General features: G+C 60.1%; 28 protein-coding genes. 26 read left to right on the top strand and 2 right to left on the bottom strand.

Going from position 1 to position 18,523, the window contains the following annotated elements:
* Positions 1-306, top strand: a 306-nt coding sequence (gene apaG, locus G7A66_RS06330; RefSeq protein ID WP_174294855.1) for a Co2+/Mg2+ efflux protein ApaG, incomplete at its 5' end; no start/stop codon positions are given.
* A gap of 11 nt (positions 307-317) precedes the next feature.
* Positions 318-1,118, top strand: coding sequence for a LysR substrate-binding domain-containing protein (locus G7A66_RS06325; RefSeq protein ID WP_174294854.1), 801 nt, complete (start codon positions 318-320; stop codon positions 1,116-1,118).
* On the opposite strand, the gene G7A66_RS06320 is transcribed toward G7A66_RS06325, so the two are convergent.
* Positions 1,084-1,809, bottom strand: coding sequence for a hypothetical protein (locus G7A66_RS06320; RefSeq protein WP_232366692.1), 726 nt, complete (start codon positions 1,807-1,809; stop codon positions 1,084-1,086). The genes G7A66_RS06325 and G7A66_RS06320 overlap by 35 nt on opposite strands.
* 516 nt (positions 1,810-2,325) lie before the next feature.
* Positions 2,326-3,618 carry a ParB N-terminal domain-containing protein gene (locus G7A66_RS06315; protein WP_174294853.1) on the bottom strand — a complete coding sequence of 431 codons (1,293 nt, stop codon included), beginning with the start codon at positions 3,616-3,618 and terminating at the stop codon, positions 2,326-2,328.
* 505 nt (positions 3,619-4,123) lie between these two features.
* Between G7A66_RS06315 and rpsL the strand changes: the two genes are divergently transcribed.
* The 24 genes from rpsL to rpmD all read left to right on the top strand — a co-directional run bounded on the left by rpsL (position 4,124) and on the right by rpmD (position 18,328).
* A complete protein-coding gene (gene rpsL, locus G7A66_RS06310; protein ID WP_006831873.1) occupies positions 4,124-4,495 on the top strand; it encodes a 30S ribosomal protein S12 in 372 nt (123 codons plus the stop codon).
* A 186-nt stretch (positions 4,496-4,681) separates the two neighbouring features.
* A complete protein-coding gene (gene rpsG / locus G7A66_RS06305) occupies positions 4,682-5,152 on the top strand; it encodes a 30S ribosomal protein S7 (protein WP_170004488.1) in 471 nt (156 codons plus the stop codon).
* A 144-nt stretch (positions 5,153-5,296) separates the two neighbouring features.
* On the top strand, positions 5,297-7,390 hold the full coding sequence (gene fusA / locus G7A66_RS06300; protein WP_174294852.1) for an elongation factor G: 2,094 nt from the start codon (positions 5,297-5,299) through the stop codon (positions 7,388-7,390).
* 109 nt (positions 7,391-7,499) lie between these two features.
* Entirely contained in the window at positions 7,500-8,690 is a 1,191-nt protein-coding gene (gene tuf, locus G7A66_RS06295; RefSeq protein WP_170004492.1) for an elongation factor Tu, read from the top strand.
* A gap of 131 nt (positions 8,691-8,821) precedes the next feature.
* On the top strand, positions 8,822-9,133 hold the full coding sequence (gene rpsJ / locus G7A66_RS06290) for a 30S ribosomal protein S10 (protein WP_006831877.1): 312 nt from the start codon (positions 8,822-8,824) through the stop codon (positions 9,131-9,133).
* 183 nt (positions 9,134-9,316) lie between these two features.
* Positions 9,317-10,219: a 50S ribosomal protein L3 gene (rplC, locus tag G7A66_RS06285; RefSeq protein ID WP_174294851.1), complete on the top strand. Its 903-nt coding sequence runs from the start codon at positions 9,317-9,319 to the stop codon at positions 10,217-10,219.
* A 4-nt stretch (positions 10,220-10,223) separates the two neighbouring features.
* Positions 10,224-10,847, top strand: coding sequence for a 50S ribosomal protein L4 (gene rplD, locus G7A66_RS06280; protein WP_174294850.1), 624 nt, complete (start codon positions 10,224-10,226; stop codon positions 10,845-10,847).
* Positions 10,840-11,148: a 50S ribosomal protein L23 gene (locus tag G7A66_RS06275; protein ID WP_170004498.1), complete on the top strand. Its 309-nt coding sequence runs from the start codon at positions 10,840-10,842 to the stop codon at positions 11,146-11,148. Before rplD ends, G7A66_RS06275 begins: the two co-directional genes overlap by 8 nt.
* Positions 11,149-11,165: 17 nt before the next feature.
* Positions 11,166-12,002: a 50S ribosomal protein L2 gene (rplB, locus tag G7A66_RS06270; protein WP_174294849.1), complete on the top strand. Its 837-nt coding sequence runs from the start codon at positions 11,166-11,168 to the stop codon at positions 12,000-12,002.
* Positions 12,003-12,007: 5 nt separating this feature from the next.
* Entirely contained in the window at positions 12,008-12,283 is a 276-nt protein-coding gene (rpsS, locus tag G7A66_RS06265; RefSeq protein WP_170004502.1) for a 30S ribosomal protein S19, read from the top strand.
* Complete coding sequence (gene rplV / locus G7A66_RS06260; protein ID WP_174294848.1) at positions 12,283-12,669, top strand: 50S ribosomal protein L22; 387 nt, start codon at positions 12,283-12,285, stop codon at positions 12,667-12,669. The genes rpsS and rplV overlap by 1 nt, the downstream gene beginning before the upstream one ends.
* 3 nt (positions 12,670-12,672) lie before the next feature.
* Positions 12,673-13,368 carry a 30S ribosomal protein S3 gene (rpsC, locus tag G7A66_RS06255; RefSeq protein ID WP_174294847.1) on the top strand — a complete coding sequence of 232 codons (696 nt, stop codon included), beginning with the start codon at positions 12,673-12,675 and terminating at the stop codon, positions 13,366-13,368.
* A gap of 29 nt (positions 13,369-13,397) precedes the next feature.
* Entirely contained in the window at positions 13,398-13,832 is a 435-nt protein-coding gene (gene rplP / locus G7A66_RS06250; RefSeq protein WP_170004508.1) for a 50S ribosomal protein L16, read from the top strand.
* Entirely contained in the window at positions 13,832-14,050 is a 219-nt protein-coding gene (gene rpmC / locus G7A66_RS06245) for a 50S ribosomal protein L29 (protein ID WP_174294846.1), read from the top strand. Before rplP ends, rpmC begins: the two co-directional genes overlap by 1 nt.
* A 9-nt stretch (positions 14,051-14,059) precedes the next feature.
* Entirely contained in the window at positions 14,060-14,353 is a 294-nt protein-coding gene (gene rpsQ / locus G7A66_RS06240; protein ID WP_174294845.1) for a 30S ribosomal protein S17, read from the top strand.
* 78 nt (positions 14,354-14,431) lie between these two features.
* Positions 14,432-14,800 (top strand): 50S ribosomal protein L14, encoded by a 369-nt coding sequence (gene rplN, locus G7A66_RS06235; protein ID WP_170004512.1) that lies wholly within the window; start codon positions 14,432-14,434, stop codon positions 14,798-14,800.
* Positions 14,800-15,120, top strand: a complete 321-nt coding sequence (gene rplX / locus G7A66_RS06230; protein ID WP_174294844.1) for a 50S ribosomal protein L24 — start codon at positions 14,800-14,802, stop codon at positions 15,118-15,120. The genes rplN and rplX overlap by 1 nt, the downstream gene beginning before the upstream one ends.
* Positions 15,113-15,691, top strand: a complete 579-nt coding sequence (rplE, locus tag G7A66_RS06225) for a 50S ribosomal protein L5 (RefSeq protein ID WP_170004516.1) — start codon at positions 15,113-15,115, stop codon at positions 15,689-15,691. The genes rplX and rplE overlap by 8 nt, the downstream gene beginning before the upstream one ends.
* Positions 15,692-15,718: 27 nt before the next feature.
* On the top strand, positions 15,719-16,024 hold the full coding sequence (gene rpsN / locus G7A66_RS06220) for a 30S ribosomal protein S14 (RefSeq protein WP_174294843.1): 306 nt from the start codon (positions 15,719-15,721) through the stop codon (positions 16,022-16,024).
* Positions 16,025-16,035: 11 nt separating this feature from the next.
* On the top strand, positions 16,036-16,431 hold the full coding sequence (rpsH, locus tag G7A66_RS06215) for a 30S ribosomal protein S8 (RefSeq protein ID WP_174294842.1): 396 nt from the start codon (positions 16,036-16,038) through the stop codon (positions 16,429-16,431).
* Positions 16,431-16,964 carry a 50S ribosomal protein L6 gene (gene rplF, locus G7A66_RS06210; RefSeq protein WP_174294841.1) on the top strand — a complete coding sequence of 178 codons (534 nt, stop codon included), beginning with the start codon at positions 16,431-16,433 and terminating at the stop codon, positions 16,962-16,964. The genes rpsH and rplF overlap by 1 nt, the downstream gene beginning before the upstream one ends.
* Before the next feature lies 1 nt (position 16,965).
* Positions 16,966-17,310 carry a 50S ribosomal protein L18 gene (rplR, locus tag G7A66_RS06205; protein WP_174294840.1) on the top strand — a complete coding sequence of 115 codons (345 nt, stop codon included), beginning with the start codon at positions 16,966-16,968 and terminating at the stop codon, positions 17,308-17,310.
* Positions 17,310-18,137, top strand: a complete 828-nt coding sequence (rpsE, locus tag G7A66_RS14160) for a 30S ribosomal protein S5 (RefSeq protein ID WP_332310510.1) — start codon at positions 17,310-17,312, stop codon at positions 18,135-18,137. Before rplR ends, rpsE begins: the two co-directional genes overlap by 1 nt.
* A gap of 5 nt (positions 18,138-18,142) precedes the next feature.
* Entirely contained in the window at positions 18,143-18,328 is a 186-nt protein-coding gene (gene rpmD / locus G7A66_RS06195) for a 50S ribosomal protein L30 (RefSeq protein WP_174294839.1), read from the top strand.
* The last annotated feature ends 195 nt before the right edge of the window (positions 18,329-18,523 follow it).

The raw sequence follows: 18,523 nt of genomic DNA, 5'->3' as shown, positions 1-18,523 counted from the left end.
GGGAAGTGGTTCTGGGCCTATCATATCCGCATCGAGAACGGCAGCCACGAACGGGTGCAACTGATGACCCGCCACTGGCGCATCACCGACGGGCGCGGCCTCGTCAGCCTGGTCGATGGCGACGGCGTGGTGGGCGAACAGCCGGTCCTCCAGCCCGGCGACACGCATGATTACGTCTCCGGCTGCCCGTTGCCCACGCCGCACGGGTCGATGGAGGGGCATTACACCTTCCACCGCGAGGACGGCAGCCTGATCGAGGTGGCGATCCCGCATTTCCCCCTCGCGGCGCCCGCCACCGCACGCTAGGGCGCATTGCCATGAAGCGCACCCATCTCCCCCTCAATGCCCTGCGCGTATTCGACGCCGCGGCCCGCCACCTCAGCTTCACCCGCGCGGCGGACGAACTGGCCGTCACCCCCGCCGCCGTGGGCCAGCAGATCCGCGCGCTGGAGGATCACCTCGGTACCGTGCTATTCCGCCGCACCAGCAAGGGGCTGGAACTGACCAAGGAAGGCAGTGCCGGCCTCGACCCGTTGCGCGAAGGGTTCCTCCGTTTCGAGGAAAGCGTGCAGGCCATGCAGGCCGGGCAGGCGAGCGACCGCTACACCATCGCCGCGCCGCGCGAATTCTACGCCCAGTGGCTCAGCCACCGCCTCGCCGCGTTCCGCCGCGAACATCCCGACATAACCTTCCAGCTCGTGGCGGACGAGAATGCGGATTTCACCGAGGCCAATCTGGACGTCGCCATCCGCCTTGCCGACGGGCCGGGCGATCTGGAGGGCGTGCAACTCGCACCCGCCCGCCGCGTGGTGGTCGCGGCGAAGGACGCACCCGACGAATGGATCAGCTGGCCCGGCGCGCCTGGTCCGTCGGGCAGCGACAGCGCCGAGGCGCGGGTGCAGGCCGGCAATGCGGGCCAGGCGCTCAGTTCCGTACTCGCGGGCCTTGGCAAGACGATGCTGCCGATGCTGCTGGTGGAGGATGCGCTGGCAGACGGCCGCCTCAATGTGCTGGAAGGCCCGGACGAAGGGCGCCGCGCCTATTGGCTAATGGCCCCGCCACCGCAATGGCGACAGAAGAAGGTCAAGGCGCTGGCGGCGTTTCTGACGGCGGAATGATCGCCCCGTAATCTTCCGGCGCACCATCGTCGGATATCAACGCCTTCATCGCCTGCTCCCGCGCGATCATCGCGTCCAGCTTGGCATCGATGCTGGCGAAGATCGCGTCCTCGTCCTGCAAGCTGTCGGCGGCGTGCTGCGCCAGCACCTCGGCGCGGATGCTCTCGTAGACGGGATGGCCGGGCCGCAGGTTCTGAATGCCATAGCGTTCGGGCATGCGGTGCTGCAGCAGGAACCGCAGCAGCGCATTGTCATGCCGCACCCATGTGCCGAGCAGCTTCCCGCCCGAGACGATGGGCCGCTCCTCCCCGCCGAGCGCGCGTTCGAGCGCGCAATCCTCCAGCCGCTGCACCCCGCGCTCCAGCGCCGCGTCCCAGGCAGAGGAAAACCCCTCCGCCCCCTTCCGCGCCCGCAGCTTGTAAAGCGCCTCCAGCGATTTCCCGATGGAACGCGCCGCCTGCTTCACGATCCCCGTCGCCGCCAGAGTAGCGACAAAGCGCCGCTGCAGATCGGGCGTGATCGAATTGGAACGCGGGAAGGGGTGGAGGTAAGGCGCGAAGCCGAGCAGCGGATCGTCATCCTCCGGCAATTGGCCGGGAAAGGCGGTAGCGGAAGTCCCCTGAGCCGGAATGGCCCGCGTGGAGCGGGAGGGAACAAGGGGAGGGCGGCGCTGGTCACGAGGGTCTGCCATAACCCCGCCCAGATTGCAGAAGATGGGCAAGTAGGAAAATGGAAAGTGAGAACGACGCCGCTGACCCGCACCCGAACCTTGGTCGCGGCAGCCAAAGCGCGAACGCGCGCCGCGCGGTTAGCGCGAAGCCAAGCGGGCCGAATGGCCCGCGCCCGGCGTCTGAGGGCGCCCCGAAGGGGCCAACAAAAGACTCCTCCCATCTTGGCGCGACCTGAGTGGGCGGCACCAAGCGTCTTGGCGCGGCCTTCGTGTGTGGCACCAAGGTTCTTGGCGCAACCTGCATGGCTCGGACCAAGGTTCCTGGAGCAATTTCAACGACTCGCACCAAGTTTCTCGGCGCAATCTCAAGTAAGTCGGACCAAGGAACGGGCGGGAGTTTTTGTTTTGTGTCGCTTCGCGACCCCTCAAACGCCGGGCGGGGCGCATCCGCGCCCCTTGGCTTCCTCGCATAAGCTCGGGCGGCCGTTCGGCCTTGCGGTCCGCTGGTCGCGGACCGGGTTTAAGGATTGAAGGAGATCAATGAGAGAGCGCTAAAGATATAAAACGACCAAGTCGCGTCCAGTATGTCCTGAATTCCTGCTCCATCGGCGCAAAATCAGGAGAATGCAGAAGTCTGTGCATGCTCGCTATAGAGATAAGTTCGTCGTTGCGCCGGATACGATCAAGTTCCTGATAATACTGTTCGTCAATAAGGTCGCGTTCGTGCAGGGAGGATGCGACTGCTCGCACGCGTCGCGACAAATCAGGCTTTTCTGAAAGATTATGTTCTTGCATGTAACCTTCGACGGATAGCTCCACCAACATTCTGAGGAGTGCCGCACAAGCATTCGGAAATAGATTCAAAGGCAGGCTACCCAGTTCGGTCCAGATCCGAGCCACGCGTTGCTGGCGAGAGGTCCACTGCGGCATTGCAGTTCCCAATGGAATGAGTGTTTTAGACGCGCTTGCAACTCGGGGCGAGGGGCCGGGCTTGTGTTTGCTTTTCGCAGCCTTTCGCGTCGGAGGCGCCTCAGGCAGCCGATCTCTTTCGGTAGGCAAGAGACCTGCGGCTTCGAGTTCGTCGAGGTAGCGGCGTTTGCCTTCGTTATTCCATAGGTTTCCCAACGTGAGTTGCCCGCTGGCCAAATCGCTGGTGATTTTTTGAAGTGCGGACAAGACCGACTGCTTTTCGTGAGTGAAGCGGAACTTGTTTCCGGCCGTGGAAACTCCAACGCGTCCTCTAAAATGCTCAGAAGAAAGAAGCCTTGTTAAAGTTGACCACGGGATTCGTTCGCTCGGCATTAGATTTTCTGCACGGAGTTGACTCTCGATCGCTGCGCCGACGCTTATCTGCGCACCCCGTCCGGTCCGCTCGACAAAGTTCGTTTTTGCGCGGTCATCCCATCCGATCTGCCCAACGCCGCCCTGCGAACCGGTGTGGCGCCTGAATAGAATGCCGTCGATAACATCTCGATCACTCTCGACTTGGCATTGGAGTCGAGCCGGGAACCTGCCCGGCCAATCTGTGCGCTGCTGCCGGAAAAAATCTTTTAGTTCAGTAGTGGGCGCTTTTTCTGGGTCACCAAGAAGCTTCATGCAGGTGACCCGTCGGTTGCCATCAAAGACGAGATACTTATCGTCGTGAAGCATTACGAGCGGCGGATCGAACACTCGTCCTTCGGCAACGATGTCTGTCGCAAGCGTTTTCATTCTAGGTTCGTGCAAGCGAAATAGCTCGTCAATCGCAGCACTTTCATCACGCATCTCGCCGTGCCGATCATTCGCGGGATTAACCGTTAATCGAGATAGCAACAAATTTTCAAAGGTCATCTTTTCGCTCCTTCCACTTTACTATTGCAGGATGACCACAGCGCAAGCCTCTGCTGGCAGGTATCCCCACACCCTTGACCCACAGCCAAATCCAACATAAACGGCCCTCCATCCGAGACTCGGCGCTTTCAACCGGCGCTGCTTCGGTCAGATAGAGCTGAACATTGCCGGTCATGTCCGGGGGCCTGCTGCTCGATGCGGCTTGGCTCTTTTCTATTGGGGTGGCATTCGCCTCCCTCGGGCAGCCGTCAGAGTAACCCGGTGGCTTTGGGCCATTCGTGGTGGAGCGTTTCAGGCTCGTGCGAACAGACCGCTTCCGGCGCAGAAATGCGCCGCGTGCGGCTTTTGCCCGATCCCTCCGCATCACCCGAACGACACAAAGGCCGCCAGCCCCGATGGCCGGGAACCGCGCCCCTTCAGGAAAAGTGGGCACCGGTTTTCCGCCCGGAAGGGGCGCCCTGCGCTGACACTTTCGTCAGCGCAGAAAATCAGGTGAAGAGAATTTATGCCGACAATCAACCAGCTGGTCCGCAAGGGCCGCGTTCCGCAGAAGGCCAAGTCCAAGGTCCCTGCAATGGAACAGAACCCGCAGAAGCGCGGCGTTTGCACCCGCGTCTACACCACCACGCCGAAGAAGCCGAACTCGGCGCTTCGCAAGGTGGCCAAGGTGCGTCTGACCAACCAGCGCGAAGTCATCTCCTACATTCCGGGCGAAGGTCATAACCTTCAGGAACACTCCGTGGTGCTGATCCGCGGCGGCCGTGTGCGCGACCTTCCGGGCGTACGTTACCACGTGCTGCGCGGCGTTCTCGACACGCAGGGCGTGAAGGACCGCAAGCAGAGCCGTTCCAAGTACGGCGCCAAGCGTCCGAAGTAAGGTTTAGACGCGGTCAAGGTCCGGCTTCGGACCGTTCCGCCGCCCGAGTTTGTGTTTTTCCGGCCTGAATGGCCGGGCGCGGTGCCGGCCCGCTCCCCCTCCCAGCCACCCGATCCAGCATGGGATCCTATCGGGTGGCTGGGAGGGGGAGAGGGCCGGAGCCGCCCACTCCGAAGGAGTTCAAGAATGTCACGTCGTCGTCGTCCCGAAAAGCGGGTCATCCTGCCCGATCCCAAGTTCAAGGATCTGGTGCTTTCGAAATTCATGAACAACCTGATGCTGGACGGGAAGAAGTCCACGGCCGAGCGCATCGTCTATGGCGCGCTGGAAGTGGTGGAAACCAAGTCCAAGGCCGATCCGGTGCAGATGTTCCATGACGCCCTGAACAACATCAAGCCGCAGGTCGAAGTGCGCAGCCGCCGCGTCGGCGGTGCGACCTACCAGGTGCCGGTCGAGGTTCGCCCCGAACGCGCCCAGGCGCTCGCCATCCGCTGGCTGATCACCGCTGCGCGCGGTCGTCCCGAAACCACCATGTCGGCTCGCCTGTCGGGCGAACTGATGGATGCGGCCAACAATCGCGGCAATGCGGTGAAGAAGCGTGAAGACGCGCACCGCATGGCCGATGCCAACCGTGCCTTCAGCCATTATCGCTGGTAAGGTGCTGGCTCCGACCGGCTAGAGCGTGGCCCCTGCCGGACAATCCGGCGGGGGCATGTCTTTAACCGGTCACACCATTGACTATATCGGGGCGGGGCGCATGTGGCGCACCCCCTATCCGCTCTAAGATCACAGGAAATCACCATGGCCCGCGAATATCCGCTGGAACGCTACCGCAATATCGGCATCATGGCGCATATCGACGCCGGCAAGACGACCACGACGGAGCGGATCCTCTATTACACCGGCAAGTCCTATAAGATCGGCGAAGTCCACGACGGCGCCGCCACGATGGACTGGATGGAGCAGGAGCAGGAGCGTGGCATCACGATCACCTCCGCCGCCACCACCACCTTCTGGGCGAATGAAGATGGCAAGGGCGAAAAGCACCGCATCAACATCATCGACACCCCCGGCCACGTCGACTTCACCATCGAAGTCGAACGCTCGCTGCGCGTGCTCGACGGCGCGGTAGCAGTCTTCGACGGCGTCGCAGGCGTCGAACCCCAGTCCGAAACCGTCTGGCGCCAGGCCGACAAGTACGGCGTTCCGCGTATGTGCTTCATCAATAAATTGGACCGCACCGGCGCTGATTTCTACTACTGCGTGCAATCGATCATCGACCGCCTCGGCGCGAAGCCGCTTGTCCTTTATCTTCCCATCGGTGCAGAATCCGATCTTCGCGGCGTCGTCGATCTGGTCAATAACCGGGGCATCGTCTGGGAAAATGACGGCCTCGGTGCTGAATTCACCTACATCGACGTTCCGGAAGAACTGGCCGACAAGGCTGCCGAATATCGCGAAACCCTGATCGAAACTGTCGTTGAGCAGGATGATGAGGTCATGGAGACCTATCTCGAAGGTCAGATCCCCGACGCTGCGACGCTGAAGCGCCTTATCCGCAAGGGCACCATGAATCGCGATTTTGTCCCGGTTCTGTGCGGCTCGGCGTTCAAGAACAAGGGCGTTCAGCCGCTGCTCGACGCCGTGGTCGATTACATGCCCTCGCCGCTCGACGTTGCTGCCATCAAGGGCGTTCTGCCCGACAGCGACGAGGAAGCGACTCGCCCGTCCAGCGACGATGCGCCGTTCTCCGCGCTGGCGTTCAAGATCATGAACGATCCCTTCGTCGGATCGCTGACCTTCACGCGCATCTATTCTGGCCAGCTTGCCAAGGGCAGTGTCCTGAACTCCGTAAAGGAGAAGAAGGAAAAGATCGGCCGCATGCTGCTGATGCATTCCAACAACCGTGAAGATATCGATGAAGCATTCGCTGGCGACATCGTGGCCATCGCTGGCCTGAAGGAAACGACGACCGGCGATACGCTTTGCGCACCTTCGCATCCGATCATTCTTGAGCGCATGGAATTCCCCGAGCCCGTGATCGAGCTTTCGGTGGAGCCCAAGACCAAGGCTGACCAGGAGAAGATGGGCGTTGCGCTCAATCGTCTCGCGGCAGAGGATCCCTCCTTCCGCGTTTCGACCGATCACGAGTCGGGCCAGACGATCATCAAGGGCATGGGCGAGCTTCACCTCGACATTCTCGTCGATCGCATGAAGCGCGAATTCAAGGTCGAAGCGAATGTCGGTGCGCCGCAGGTGGCCTACCGCGAATCGCTGAGCCGCGAAGTCGAAGTTACCTACACGCATAAGAAACAGTCGGGTGGTTCCGGTCAGTTCGGCGAAGCCAAGGTTATCGTCACCCCGGGTGAGCGTGGCCAAGGCGTCATTTTCGAAGACCAGGTCAAGGGCGGTAATATTCCGCGCGAATACATTCCGTCGGTCGAAAAGGGCATGCGTGAGCAGGCTGAGAGCGGCTTCCTGGTGGGATTCCCGATCATCGACTTCACCATCAAGCTGATTGACGGGAAGTACCATGACGTCGACTCCAGCACTGTAGCCTTCGAAATCACGGGTCGTGGCGCCATGCGCGAAGCGGCTCAGAAGGCGGGCATCAAGCTGCTGGAACCGGTGATGAAGGTCGAGGTGGTGACGCCTGATGATTATCTCGGCGACGTCATCGGCGATCTCAACAGCCGTCGCGGACAGATCCAGGGTACTGACACCCGCGGTAACGCACAGGCTGTCGAGGCGCATGTGCCGCTGGCCAACATGTTCGGTTATGTGAACGAGCTGCGATCGTTCACGCAGGGCCGGGCAAATTATTCGATGCAGTTCTCGCATTATGACGAAGTGCCCGCCAGCGTGGCACAGGAGGTCAAGGAGAAGCTTGCCTAAGCGCCCTTGCGTTTAGGATATCAAGACGCTAGGGGCGGCGCCTGCTGAGCGGGTGCCGTCCTTCTCCCGCGATAGAAGTTTCAAACATACCAACAGAGGTTACATTCACATGGCGAAGGCAAAATTTGAGCGGAACAAGCCGCACTGCAACATCGGCACCATCGGTCACGTTGACCACGGCAAGACGACGCTAACGGCCGCGATCACCAAGGTCATGGCGGAAGAGCACGGCGGTGCTGCTGTCGATTTTGCAAACATCGACAAGGCTCCCGAAGAGCGTGAGCGCGGCATCACCATTTCGACCGCACACGTCGAATACGAAACCGGTGCACGCCACTACGCACACGTCGACTGCCCGGGTCACGCCGACTACGTGAAGAACATGATCACTGGCGCGGCGCAGATGGACGGCGCGATCCTCGTCGTGAACGCTGCTGACGGCCCGATGCCGCAGACTCGCGAGCACATCCTGCTTGCTCGTCAGGTCGGCGTGCCTGCTTTGGTCGTGTACCTGAACAAGGTCGATCAGGTTGACGATGAAGAAATTCTCGAACTCGTAGAACTCGAAGTTCGTGAACTGCTCTCCAGCTACGATTTCGACGGTGATAACATCCCTATCGTCAAGGGTTCGGCCTTGGCCGCTCTTGAAGGTCGTGACGACAACATCGGCAAGAACTCGATCATCGAGCTCATGAATGCTGTCGACGAGCACATCCCGCAGCCGGAGCGCCCGATCGACCAGGCGTTCCTGATGCCGATCGAAGACGTGTTCTCGATCTCGGGTCGTGGTACGGTTGTGACTGGTCGTGTCGAAACGGGCATCGTGAATGTTGGCGACGAAGTTGAAATCGTAGGTATCAAGGATACCTCGAAGACGACCGTTACCGGCGTGGAAATGTTCCGCAAGCTGCTCGACCGCGGTGAAGCTGGCGACAACATCGGTGCACTCGTTCGCGGTGTCGGTCGCGACGACGTCGAGCGTGGCCAGGTTCTGGCCAAGCCCGGCTCGGTCAATCCGCACACCGAGTTCAGCGCCGAAGTCTACGTGCTGTCGAAGGACGAAGGTGGTCGTCACACGCCGTTCTTCGCCAACTATCGCCCGCAGTTCTACTTCCGTACGACGGACGTGACCGGCGAAGTGATCCTTCCTGAAGGCACTGAAATGGTCATGCCTGGCGACAACGTGACGATTTCGGTCAAGCTCATCGCCCCGATCGCGATGGACGAAGGTCTCCGCTTCGCAATCCGCGAAGGTGGCCGGACTGTCGGTTCTGGGGTTGTCAGCAACATCACGAAGTAATATAGGCTTCTGCAACGGCGGAGATTCGTTTCCGCCTTTGCAGAAAATCTCCGAATAGTTGCCCCGCTCTCTCCCCGAGAGGAGAGGGGGTGGGGCAAGTTCTTATTGCTCTTTCTCATCGGTAGTTGGAAATGGAAGCCCAGAATATTCGCATTCGCCTCAAGGCGTTTGATCATCGCGTTCTCGACCAGGCGACTGGCGAGATTGCAGACACCGCTCGCCGGACCGGCGCGCTGATCCGGGGTCCCATTCCGATGCCGACGAGGATCGAGAAGTTCACCGTGAACCGCGGTCCGCACATCGACAAGAAGTCGCGTGAGCAGTTCGAAGTTCGTACCTACAAGCGGTTGCTCGACATCGTGCAGCCGAACGCTCAGACTGTCGACGCGCTGATGAAGCTCGATCTGGCTGCTGGCGTCAACGTAGAAATCAAGCTGGCTTGATTTCCACTGGCCTGCTAGCGCGGGCCGACGACTAAGGGATACCGCCGGGCTCCGCCCGGGCCGCGTCCCCCGTCTCGTTACTTCCTTGCGGAAGTGGCAACTGGCCCGGACGGGGCGACGCATCACAAAATGGGCTGGCAAGCCCCTGAATGGTTCAGGGGCCTCTGTTTAGGAGTTTTGACGATGCGCACAGGCGTGATCGCTAAGAAAGTCGGGATGACCCGCCTCTTCCAGGAGGATGGACGGCACGTTCCCGTGACCGTTCTTGCTCTCGAGGAATGCCAGGTCGTGTCGCACCGCACAGCTGACCGTGATGGCTATTTCGCCCTTCAGGTTGGCTCGGGTGAAGCCAAGCAGAAGAATGTCAACAAGCCGCAGCGTGAGCATTTCGCCAAGGCCGAAGTGTCGCTGAAGCGTAAGGTTGCCGAATTCCGGGTTGAGAATGACGAAGGTCTTCTCCCCGTCGGATCTACGATCAGTGCGGATCACTTTATTGCCGGGCAGAAGGTCGACATTACCGGTCATACGCAGGGCAAGGGTTTCGCCGGTGCCATGAAGCGCTGGAACTTCGGCGGCCTTCGTGCTTCGCACGGTGTTTCGCTGAGCCATCGTTCGCATGGTTCTACCGGTATGCGTCAGGATCCGGGCCGGGTCTTCAAGAACAAGAAGATGGCTGGTCACATGGGTGACAAGCAGCGCACGCAGCAGAACCTTGAAATCGTACGCACCGACGCCGATCGCGGTCTGCTTTTTGTCAAGGGTTCCGTTCCCGGTCACAAGAACAGCTGGCTGATGGTTCGTGACGCTGTGAAGCTGCCGATGCCGGAAGGTGCTCCGTTCCCTGGTGCGGTTCTCGAGAAGAAGTCGACCTTGCCCGTCAGCGAAGACGCGCAGGCAGGAATGGTCGAGAGCGGTGCGGTCAACGAGATCGACACCGGCCCGACCCAAGCGGAAGAGGAAGCAATCCTCGCGCAGAAGAATGCGGGTGCTGCTGCTGACAACACGCCGGCCGCTGGTGAAGATACCGATCCTGTAAACAATCCGTCCACCGCCGATACGGCGTCGGACGAGAACAAGGAGGGCTGATCCCGTGAAGGTGAAGGTCCAGAAAATCGACGGCGGCAGTGCGACCGGTGATGTCGAGTTGAACGATGCCGTATTCGGGGTCGAGCCCCGTGCTGACATCCTGCACCGCGTGGTGACGTGGCAGCTCGAAAATCGCCGTGCGACAGCGCGTCCGGTTCGCGAGCGGTCCGACGTGGCGCGTACCGGCAAGAAATACGGCAAGCAGAAGGGTGGCGGTGTTGCTCGTCACGGTGATCGCAAAGCTCCGATCTTCATTGGCGGCGGTAAGGCTCATGGTGCGCGCAAGCGTGACTTCGAGCAGTCGCTGAACAAGAAGATCCGCCAGCTCGGCCTCAAGATGGCTCTTTCGAGCAAGGCTCGGGACGGTCTAGTTGTTGTTGACAGCCTTGACATCAAGGATGGGAAGACAAAAGCGCTCGCAGCCGAGTTCGGCAAGGCTGGCTGGAGGCGGGTTCTCGTGATCGACGGTGAGACCGTCAACGAGGGTTTCGCTCGTGCGGCCGGCAACCTGCCGGGCGTGAACGTGCTTCCTGCCGTTGGAGCCAATGTCTACGACATTCTCAACCATGACACGCTGGTCCTGACCAAGGACGCTGTCGAAAAGCTGGAGGCCCGTTTCAATGGCTAAGCAGCAAACAGTCGATGCGCGTCATTACGACGTCGTCCTCGCGCCGCACATCACCGAGAAGGCGACTCTGCTTTCCGAGCATAACGCAGTTGTGTTCAAGGTGGCCAACGATGCGACCAAGCCGCAGATCAAGGATGCTGTCGAGGCATTGTTCGGCGTCAAGGTCACCGGCGTGAACACCATAGTCCAGAAGGGCAAGACGAAGCGCTGGAAGGGTCGTCCCTACAAGCGCACGGATGCCAAGAAGGCGATCGTAACCCTGGCAGACGGCGATTCCATCGACGTCACCAGCGGCGTCTGAGGCCGGAGGAACGAACCATGGCACTCAAGAATTACAAACCAACAAGCCCCGCTCGCCGCGGCTTGATTCTGGTCGACAAATCCGGTCTTTACAAGGGCAAGCCCGTCAAGGCGCTTACCGAAGGCAAGCACAAGACCGGTGGCCGGAACAACAAGGGTCACGTCACCTCGCGCGGGATTGGCGGCGGTCACAAGCAGAAGTACCGCTTCGTGGATTTCAAGCGGCGCAAGTGGGATATGCCTGCGACCGTCGAGCGGATCGAATACGATCCCAACCGTACGGCTTTCATTGCTCTCATCAAGTATGAAGACGGTGAACAGAACTACATTATCGCTCCGCAGCGTCTCGCTGTTGGCGATAGCGTGGTCGCAGGCGAGCGGGTCGACACGAAGCCGGGCAATGCCATGCTTCTCGGTCAGATGCCGGTTGGCACGATTTGCCATAATGTCGAAATGAAGCCTGGCAAGGGCGGTCAGATCGCGCGATCGGCAGGTGCGTATGTGCAGCTGGTTGGCCGTGACCGCGGAATGGTAATCGTTCGCCTGAACTCGGGTGAGCAGCGTTACCTGCGCAGCGATTGCATGGGCACGGTCGGCGCAGTGTCCAATCCGGACAATTCGAACCAGAACCTGGCCAAGGCCGGCCGCAAGCGCTGGATGGGCGTCAAGCCTCTGACACGCGGTGTTGCCAAGAACCCTGTCGATCACCCTCATGGCGGCGGTGAAGGCCGTACCTCAGGTGGTCGCCACCCGGTTACGCCTTGGGGCAAGCCCACGAAGGGTGCTCGCACACGCAGCAACAAGCAGACGGACAAATACATCATCCGTTCGCGCCACGCCAAGAAGAAGAGGTAAGCGACATGGCTCGTTCCGTCTGGAAAGGTCCGTTTGTCGACCTTCACCTGCTCCGCAAGGCGCAGAATGCTCAGGAAGCTGGTGGCCGTGCCCCGATCAAGACCTGGTCGCGCCGCAGCACCATCCTTCCCGATTTCGTCGGCCTGACATTCAGTGTCTACAATGGCCACAAGTTCATTCCGGTGTCCGTGAGTGAGGACATGGTCGGTCACAAACTCGGTGAATTCGCGCCCACGCGCAGCTTCCCGGGTCATGCCGCCGATAAGAAGGGCAAGCGCTGATGGGCAAGGCAAAATCTCCCCGCCGCGTCGCTGAGAACGAGGCTCTGGCTGTTGGCACGACCATTCGTGGTTCAGCTCAGAAGCTCAATCTGGTTGCGGAACTGATCCGCGGCAAGAAGGCTGAAGAGGCGCTCAACATCCTCGCTTTCTCCAAGAAGGCCATGGCTCGTGATGCAACCAAGGTGCTGGCTTCTGCCATCGCGAATGCGGAAAACAATCACGATCTGGATGTCGACTCTCTCGTCGTCGCCGAAGCAAGTGTCGGCAAGTCGATCACCATGAAGCGTTTCCACACACGAGGCCGCGGCAAGAGCACCCGCATCCTCAAGCCGTTCAGCCGGCTGCGTGTCGTAGTTCGCGAAGTATCCGACGAAGTGGAGGCCTGATACATGGGTCAGAAAAGCAATCCGATCGGCCTGCGCCTGCAGATCAACCGTACCTGGGACAGTCGTTGGTACGCCGAGGGGCGTGACTATGCGCAGCTGCTGAAGGAAGACATCGAGATCCGCAAGCACATCGTCGAGACGCTGCCCCAGGCCGCTATCTCGAAGGTTGTGATCGAACGTCCGGCCAAGCTGTGCCGGATCTCGATCTACGCTGCTCGCCCGGGTGTCATCATCGGCAAGAAGGGCGCGGACATCGAGAAGCTTCGCAGTAAGCTCGCCACGATGACCGCCAGCGAAGTCAAGCTGAACATCGTCGAGATCCGCAAGCCGGAAATTGATGCCAAGTTGGTGGCGCAGGGTGTCGCAGATCAGCTGATCCGCCGCATCGCGTTCCGTCGTGCCATGAAGCGTGCGGTTCAATCCGCACTGCGCCTTGGCGCCGAAGGTATTCGAATCGTCTGCAGTGGCCGGCTCGGCGGTGCGGAAATCGCACGTGTCGAGTGGTACCGGGAAGGCCGCGTTCCGCTGCACACGCTGCGCGCAAACATCGATTATGCCGAGGCCGAAGCACTGACCGCCTATGGCATCATCGGCATCAAATGCTGGATCTTCAAGGGCGAGATCCTCGCTCACGATCCGACCGCGCAGGATCGCCTGATGATGGAAGCCCAGACTTCCGGCGTCCGGCCCGCGCGTTGATTTTGGCGCATTGAGATAGGTATAAAGCAATGCTGCAACCGAAGAAAATGAAGTATCGCAAGGCCTTCAAAGGGCGAATCAAGGGCGATGCGCGCGGCGGTACGACGCTGAATTTTGGCTCCTATGGCCTTAAGGCGCTTGAGCCTGAGCGTATTACGGCGCGCCAGATCGAAGCCGCACGTCGTGCGATCACGCGGCACATGAAGCGCCAAGGTCGCCTATGGATCCGCATCTTTCCGGATGTGCCAGTGTCCAAGAAGCCTGCCGAAGTTCGCCAGGGCAAGGGCAAGGGTTCTGTCGAATATTGGGCTGCACGGGTCAAACCCGGTCGCATCCTGTTCGAGCTGGACGGTGTGGCCGGTCCGCTGGCCGCAGAGGCTTTCAGCCGTGCTGCGATGAAGCTGCCGATCAAGACGAAGGTCGTGGCGCGCTTCGGCGACACCTCGCACCTTGGAGGCGAATAATGAGCAAGATTGAAGATTTGCGCGGCAAGAGCGACGATCAGCTTACCGAGGAACTCGTTGAGCTGAAGCGTGAGCAGTTCAACCTGCGCTTCCAATCCGCCACCAACCAGCTGGAACGCCCGGCGCGCATTCGCGAAGTCCGCCGCTCGATCGCCAAGATCAAGACGCTGCAGACCGAACGCTCCGTTACGGCTTCCAGTGAAGCGCAGGGGGCATAAGGAAAACTGATGCCGAAACGTATTCTGATCGGGACGGTAACGTCCGACAAAACTGACAAGACCGTGACCGTGCTGGTCGAACGGAAGGTGAAGCACCCGCTCTACGGGAAGATCATCCGTCGATCCAAGAAGTACCATGCTCACGACGAAGGTAACGAATTCACGATGGGCGATACCGTTCGCATCGAGGAAACGAAGCCGATCTCGAAGACCAAGACCTGGCGTGTCATTGACCGGGTGCAGGCCAGCAAAGGTCAGGCCGTGGACGCCGACCTTGAAGTCGGAGCTGCCAACCCCAACTAACGGGGCCGGCGGAACGACACCGTATTTTTTGGAACTGCCGGGCGCGACCCGGCAAGCCACTAGGAAGGAAACGCATCGATGATCCAGATGCAGTCAAATCTAGACGTTGCCGACAACAGCGGCGCCAAACGCGTTCAGTGCATCAAGGTACTGGGCGGGTCGAAGCGCCGTACGGCCAGCGTCGGCGACGTGATCGTCGTATCCGTAAAGGAAGCGCAGCCCCGCGCGCGCGTCAAGAAGGGCGACGTTCACCGCGCGGTGATCGTCCGCACTCGTAAGGACGTTCGTCGGCCTGACGGCAGTGTAATCCGTTTCGACGGCAATGCAGCGGTTCTCGTCAACAAGAACGAAGAGCCGATCGGCACGCGCATCTTTGGCCCCGTCGTCCGTGAATTACGTGGTCGTGGCTTCATGAAGATCATCAGCCTTGCTCCGGAGGTGCTCTAATGGCTTCCGCTAAGATCAAGAAGGGCGACACTGTCGTCATCCTGTCCGGCAAGGACAAGGGCGAAAGCGGCAAGGTTCGCACGATCATGCCGAAGGATGGCAAGGTGATTGTCGAGGGGATCAACATGATCTCGCGTCACCGCAAGCCTGACCAGGCCAATCCGCAGGGCGGTATCGACCGCCGGGAAGCCGCGATGCACCTTTCCAAGGTTGCGGTTGCCGATCCGAAGGACGGCAAGCCGACCCGTGTCCGTTTTGAGGAACGCGACGGAAAGAAGGTTCGCGTAGCCGTGAAATCCGGAGAGACGATCGATGGCTGATTATACGCCCCGCATGAAGAAGCGTTTTGATGACGAGATCGTCAAGGCGATGACCGAGAAATTCGGCTACAAGAACAGGCTCGAAGTTCCGCAGCTGCAGAAGATCACCCTCAACATGGGTGTCGGTGAAGCCAGCCAGGACAAGAAAAAGGTCCAGACGGCAGCAGAAGAGATGGCGCTGATTGCTGGCCAGAAGCCGGTGATTACCAAGGCGAAGAAGTCCATCGCGCAGTTCAAGCTGCGTGAAGGCATGCCAATCGGTGCAAAGGTTACCTTGCGGCGGGAACGCATGTATGAGTTCCTCGATCGGCTCATCACCGTAGCTATGCCGCGCATTCGTGACTTCCGCGGCCTCAATCCGCGTTCCTTCGACGGGCGTGGCAACTATGCCATGGGCCTGAAGGAGCAGATCGTCTTCCCCGAGATCTCTTACGACAAGATCGACACGGTCCGGGGTATGGACATCATCGTTACCACCACGGCGAAGACCGACGAAGAAGCACGCGAGTTGCTGCGTCTCTTCGGTTTCCCGTTCCCGGCTGAACAGTCGGAAGAGAAGGAAGCGGCGTGAGCCGCTTAATGGAGAGAGCTTAAGTCCATGGCGAAACTGAGTTCCATAAACAAGAACGAGAAGCGCAAGCAGCTCGTGAAGAAGTATGCGGCGAAATACGCTAAGCTGAAGGCGATTGCCGATGACACCTCGCTGGAGGAAGGCGAACGTCTCATCGCGCGTTTGAAGCTTGCTGAAATTCCCCGCAATGCGAATCCCACACGTGTGCGCAACCGCTGCACCACCACCGGCCGTCCGCGCGGCTACTACCGTAAGTTCGGGCTTAACCGCATCGAACTCCGAAATCTTGCCAACAAGGGCATGATTCCGGGCGTGACCAAGTCCAGCTGGTGAGGATCTGACGAATGGCTATGACCGATCCCCTGGGTGATATGCTCACCCGCATTCGCAACGGCCAGCGCGCGAAGAAGGACTCTGTCCTCTCGCCTGCTTCCAAGCTGCGTGCCAATGTCCTCGAAGTTCTGCAGCGCGAAGGCTACATTCGCGGCTATTCAGAAGATTCAAGCGGCAAGCACCCGGCATTGCGGATCGAATTGAAATATTTCGAAGGCGAGCCTGCGATCAAGCATGTCGCCCGCGTTTCGAAGCCTGGCCGCCGCGTGTATTCGGGTAGCAAGGAACTGCCGACGATCCGCAACGGCCTCGGCATCACCATCGTCTCGACGCCTCGCGGCGTGCTTTCGGATAACGAAGCACGCGGCGAGAACGTCGGCGGTGAAGTGCTGGCGGAGGTATTCTGATGAGCCGCATCGGCAAGAAATCGGTAGCGATCCCGAACGGTGTCACTGCCAATATCGATAGCAACACGCTGACGGTAAAGGGGCCAAAAGGCACTCTTTCCATGGGGCTCGTCGACGATATCGCCTATGCGGTGGAAAACGACGAAATCTCTATCAAGCCCGCGAATGACAGCCGCAAGGCACGTGATTTCTGGGGTATGCAGCGCACGCTCGTTTCCAATCTGGTCGAAGGTGTGACCGAAGGCTACACCAAGGTGCTCGAGATCAACGGCGTCGGTTATCGTGCTCAGGGTCAGGGACGGAAGCTCAAGCTTCAGCTCGGCTATAGCCATGATGTCGATCTCGATGTTCCTGAAGGTGTCGAAGTGAAGACGCCCGATCAGACCACCATCGAAATTAGTGGTATCGACAAGCAGGCCGTCGGGCAGTTCGCTGCGGAAGTCCGCAGCTGGCGCAAGCCGGAGCCTTACAAGGGCAAGGGCATCAAATATCGCGGCGAGTATATCTTCCGCAAGGAAGGGAAGAAGAAGTAAGATGGCCAAACTTTCTCTTTTCGAACGCCGCCGCCGCCGCGTGCGGACCGCGCTGAAGAGCCGGGCCGGAACGCGTCCGCGCCTTTCGGTTCACCGGACCGGGCAGCATATCTATGCGCAGATCATCAACGATGCGGAAGGCCGGACGCTTGCTGCTGCCTCGACCCTCGGTGCCGACAAGTCCGGCGCCAATGTCGAAGCCGCCAGCCAGGTGGGCAAGGATATTGCCGCAGCCGCAAAGAAGGCGGGTGTCACGACTGTCGTGTTCGACCGCGGTGGTTTCCTCTTCCATGGCCGCGTCAAGGCGCTGGCCGATGCCGCCCGTGAAGGCGGGCTGGAGTTCTGATTATGGCTGACGAAAACAAGCCCGAAAACGCGCCGAACACGCCTGCTGTAGCAGAGACCGAGCACGCGGTAACCCCGCAGCCTCAGGTCGACAATGCCGGTGCCACGCCAACCCCGACTGTTGCTCCTACGGAAGCTTTCGAGAACCAGTCGCCTGCCGGTGGCGATCCATCGCAGCCGCGTAACCAGCGCAATTCGCGCGGCGGCGGCGGCGGCCGTGACGGTGGGCGCGATGGCGGCCGTGGCCGTGGCCGTGGACGTGATGATCGCCGCGGCGGACGTCAGGAAGAAGATGACGGTATCATCGAGAAACTGGTGCACATCAATCGCGTCTCCAAGACGGTGAAGGGCGGTAAGCGCTTCGGTTTCGCTGCCTTGGTCGTGGTTGGCGACGGCACAGGCCGCGTCGGTTTCGGCAAGGGCAAGGCCCGTGAAGTACCGGAAGCGATCACCAAGGCGACTGCCGCTGCTCGCAAGAAGATGGTTCGCGTTCCGCTGAAGGAAGGGCGCACTCTGCACCACGATGGCAACGGCCATTTTGGTGCGGGCAGGGTTACTCTGCGCACTGCGCCTCCGGGTACCGGCATCATTGCCGGTGGTCCGATGCGCGCAGTGTTCGAGAGCCTGGGCGTTTCCGACGTGGTTACGAAGTCTGTCGGCACATCCAATCCTTACAACATGATCCGCGCGACTTTCGACGCTCTGGTCAATCAAACCTCGCCGAAGTCCGTTGCACAGCGACGCGGCAAGAAGGTTGCGGACCTGCTGGGTCGTGGCGGTTCCAATGAAGCGGAGGCGGAAGCAGAAGCCGCCGCCGTTACGGAGTAATCGATATGGCGAAGAACAGCACCATCAAGATCCGACAGATCAGCTCGCCGATCCGTCGGCCCAAGAACCAGCGGGAAACGTTGGTGGGTCTCGGGCTTAACAAGATGCACAAGACCGTCGAACTTCAGGACACCCCGGAAGTTCGAGGAGCCATCGCAAAGCTTCCGCATCTCGTGCAGATCGTCGACTGATCTACAAGTCACATAAGAAAAATACGCCCCGGGGATCAGTTTCCGGGGCGTTTTTGTTTTCTGTTGCATGGGCCGGGAGGAACGATCCCGAGTGACGTGACCCCCTGATTTTCCTCCAAGTTGGATTAGAGTCCGGCCCTGACAGAAGGACGGACGAGATGAAGAGAACGAGGTTTTCAGAAGAGCAGATCATTG

The organism is Alteripontixanthobacter muriae (assembly GCF_013336795.1).
Classification (GTDB): domain Bacteria; phylum Pseudomonadota; class Alphaproteobacteria; order Sphingomonadales; family Sphingomonadaceae; genus Pseudopontixanthobacter; species Pseudopontixanthobacter muriae.
The sequence above is the reverse complement of the archived record's forward strand: the minus strand, read 5'-3'. Positions and strand labels throughout refer to the sequence as shown.